Source organism: Streptomyces sp. NPDC047971 (genome assembly GCF_040653355.1).
In the GTDB taxonomy this organism is placed as follows: Bacteria; Actinomycetota; Actinomycetes; order Streptomycetales; family Streptomycetaceae; genus Streptomyces.
Genome location: NZ_JBEZNW010000093.1, coordinates 1 through 3,192 on the forward strand (window position 1 = coordinate 1; position 3,192 = coordinate 3,192).

Annotated in this window: 1 protein-coding gene and 2 pseudogenes; 1 reads left to right on the top strand and 2 read right to left on the bottom strand. The window is 66.3% G+C overall.

What is annotated here, in order from left to right:
• Nucleotides 1-1,155: 1,155 nt before the first annotated feature.
• Nucleotides 1,156-1,416, bottom strand: a pseudogene (locus tag AB0D99_RS35555) (IS5/IS1182 family transposase); the annotation flags it as partial.
• A 117-nt stretch (nucleotides 1,417-1,533) separates the two neighbouring features.
• Here AB0D99_RS35555 and AB0D99_RS35560 point away from each other — a divergent pair.
• On the top strand, nucleotides 1,534-2,235 hold the full coding sequence (locus AB0D99_RS35560; protein WP_362372347.1) for a DUF2470 domain-containing protein: 702 nt from the start codon (nucleotides 1,534-1,536) through the stop codon (nucleotides 2,233-2,235).
• Nucleotides 2,236-2,607: 372 nt separating this feature from the next.
• On the opposite strand, the pseudogene AB0D99_RS35565 reads toward AB0D99_RS35560, so the two are convergent.
• Nucleotides 2,608-3,068: pseudogene (locus AB0D99_RS35565) on the bottom strand (transposase); the annotation flags it as partial.
• Nucleotides 3,069-3,192: the final 124 nt, after the last annotated feature.

Here is a 3,192-nt window from a genome sequence, read left to right on the forward strand (position 1 = left end):
CCATACAAAACGACAAACACCCCACACACCCACCCCACTAATGCGAATGGACCCCAAAACACACCCAAAGAAGCAACCACACCCACCCCACACCCCCCACCCACACCCCACAACCCCGAACCAGACCCGACACCGACACCGACACCGACACCGACACCGACCCAAGCCACACCGCTGCACAGTCGGCAGGGGCTGGCGCTCGCCTCTCGCCGGACTCCAGGCGCAGCCAGCCTGAGTGCCCCGGCGCTGATGAACGACACCTCTTCCCCTCGGCTACCGCGTGGAAAAGAGGTGTCGTTTTACAAGAGGGGCTTGCCCACGGCCACTGACCGGGGGAAACGAAAGATCACCGCGTTCGGGGGGTCCCACCTCCGGTCACACCTGCGGTCCCCCGCCCAGTGCACCCCTGCAAGCAACTGTCCAGCCCCCTTACGGTGCAACCCTCGCTCGGGGCTGCTGCCGGGTCCCAGACGGTGACGCCAATCTCGGCGAACATCCCGCGCCACGGTCCGGGCACCCCTGGGAAAGCCTTCGTATGGGCAAGCCTTCGTACGGCGAGGCTTGCCCGCCCGACCCGTGACCGATCAGCAGGCCGGCGGACCTGGCGTGCCCAATCCGTCTCCCGCAATCGGTCACACAGCACGTCAGCACCGTGACCGACCCCTACAACTCCCGACCGGATCGGTCACCGGTCACCGGTCACCGGTCACCGGTCAGCCCTATCGGTCAGCCACGGCCTCGCCGAGAAACCCAGGGCAGACCATGACCGAAACTGCCCTGTCCAGCACGCACCGGCCAGGGTGCTCAAGCCTCACTTCCGGAGGCTTGCCCAGGCTCACCTTTAGGCGGACTGCCCAGCAGGTACGGGCCGGGCCCGCCTGTCCGGCTGCTTCAAGCGAGCGGGCCTGCGATGATGCCGAGACGTCTGATGTTGTAGAGGCCGAGCTCACTGGACAGTCCCCGCGATGGGTAGGCCAGCGGATGGCGTCGGTCCTGCGGCATCCTCAGCCACCGCCTGTTCATGCATCTCCTCGGTCAGGTCCGTAGCGAACAGCCGATCGCGCCGGTATCCCGCGAGGAGCTGGACCTTGGCCGGCTCGGCGCCCACCGGCTCACCCCACTCCTCATAGCGCTAGGTATAAAACTGCCGGACAGTCATGGGAGCCAGAGCCGGAGGCGGCGAGGGTGAGCATGGCCTGGTAGTGGGTGGCTCGTTTGTCGTACGCGTGGCCAAGGTTCGGTTCTGCTTGAGCCCGGCTGAGGCATCGCTCGACGACGTTCCGCCGCCGGTAGGCGGTCTTGTCGAGGCGGCCGCGGGCTTCACCGCGGCAGATTCGTTCGTTGATCTGGCCGATCCGTTCCGGGCATCGACGCGATGCCGCGCCGCCGCGGGTAGGCGCGGATCTTCCAGGCGGAGTCAGCCCTTGTCCACATCGACACGGCGGGAGGTGTTCCACACAACCCACCAGATAGGTAAGGTTAGGCATACCTAAGTATCACCTTCTGGTGTTACGGCACCCACGGAGAACTCGTATGCGTCCCCACACCACCCCCGTCACACAACCCACACCCGCTGAGCGGCTGCGGACCATCATCACGATGGCCCATTCCATGACCGTCATCACGGACGGCCACGAGCAGGAGGTCTACTCCCTCAACGGTGCAGGCGTCATGGGCCGTGTGCACCTCCACGCGCCGTCCGACGCACTGAGCCCCGGCCATCGGAGGCCGCGGGCGCCCATCCGCCTGGAGCTCACCGACGTCGCTCCGACTGCCGTACGCGACCGGCTGCGCGCCCGCGTCACCCTGTCAGGACTGGTGGCAGCCACGTACGACTCCGAGGCCGCCGAGAGTGCCTGCATGGAACTCGGCCAAGCCGTCCTCGAGGACGCCCAGGGGCGTTCGTACGTCACCCTGGAGGAGCTCCAGGCCGCGGAGGACGATCCGCTAGCCACGTGCGAGGCGGGCATGCTGACGCACCTCGTGGCCGGACATCCCGAACTGATCCCGAAGCTACTGCGTCTGGTCGAGCCAGGAACGAAGCAGGAGCTCGTGCGGGCGTTGCCACTTGCGATAGACCGCTATGGGATCACTCTCCGACTCGAGTACCCCATGACCCAGCGCGACGTTCGGCTGCCCTTCCCCACGCCAGTGACACACCTCGACCAGACAGGCCTGCAGATCCACGCCCTTCTCACCGCTGCCCGCCGCGCATCCCATCGGCTTCCCGCCTGACCACAGAGCCTGAGCCGATTGGCCCATACGACGTCAGAGGCTCAATCATCGGCCACCCATGGAGACGGAACCGCCCGCCGCCTGCTGCCCAGAGGCAACCCTGCGCCGCTGTCCGGACTCGTGAACAAAGCCAGCGCTGCTCCTGCCGCTTCGGCCCACCGAATGGAACGTCTGGCCTCTCCGGCTCTGCTCGTCCGGCAGTGCGGAGCCGGCGCGCTCATGCGGGGTCTCGCCCGAGAACGGCTACGCCTCACCACTGAATCCTCTATCCCGCAACGACGATCGCCACTATCACGGAGACAACGGCCACGATCAGTCCGAGAACTCCGGCCAAGACGCCGACGGCTGCCGACAGCCCCGAATTCACTGGCCCTCAGGGACTCCGGCCGGCCGGCAGCGGGCCGCATCGTCGGTCCACTCCCCGGGCAGGTAGAGCTGCCAGTTCAACGGGAATGCGGCGGTGTCGGTCGCCACATGGACGCTGACCGCGACCTGGCGGTTCGCACGCTTACCCAAAGCCCCGCAGTATTGCCGGGCCACCCCCACCGAAGCGGTGCCGCACTGGGGGAACGACACATCGTCGATCACCCACACCTCAGGCCGGATCGCCTCACACAGCCGCTCGGCGGTCCGCCGCCGCACCGGCAACGGATCCCATAGCGACTGATTCACGAACTACTGCAGAGCCTGCGTGTTCCCGTCCGGCAACCGCTCGACCATCGACTGGACCGACTTCCGCCGACCGTCAGCATCAGACCCTGCAGATAACACCCGCCCCACCGCCGCTGATCCCGCCGCGGAAGCGACACGAACAAACAGATGCCCACCACCAGGCGAGATCACCCGACGTAACGAAGCACTACTAGTCTTCTGAGTCAGGAATTCTGTTCAGATATGAGGCGAGGCGTTCGAGGATCTCGTCCGCGGTCTTGGTCCAGATGTAGGGCTTGGGGTCGG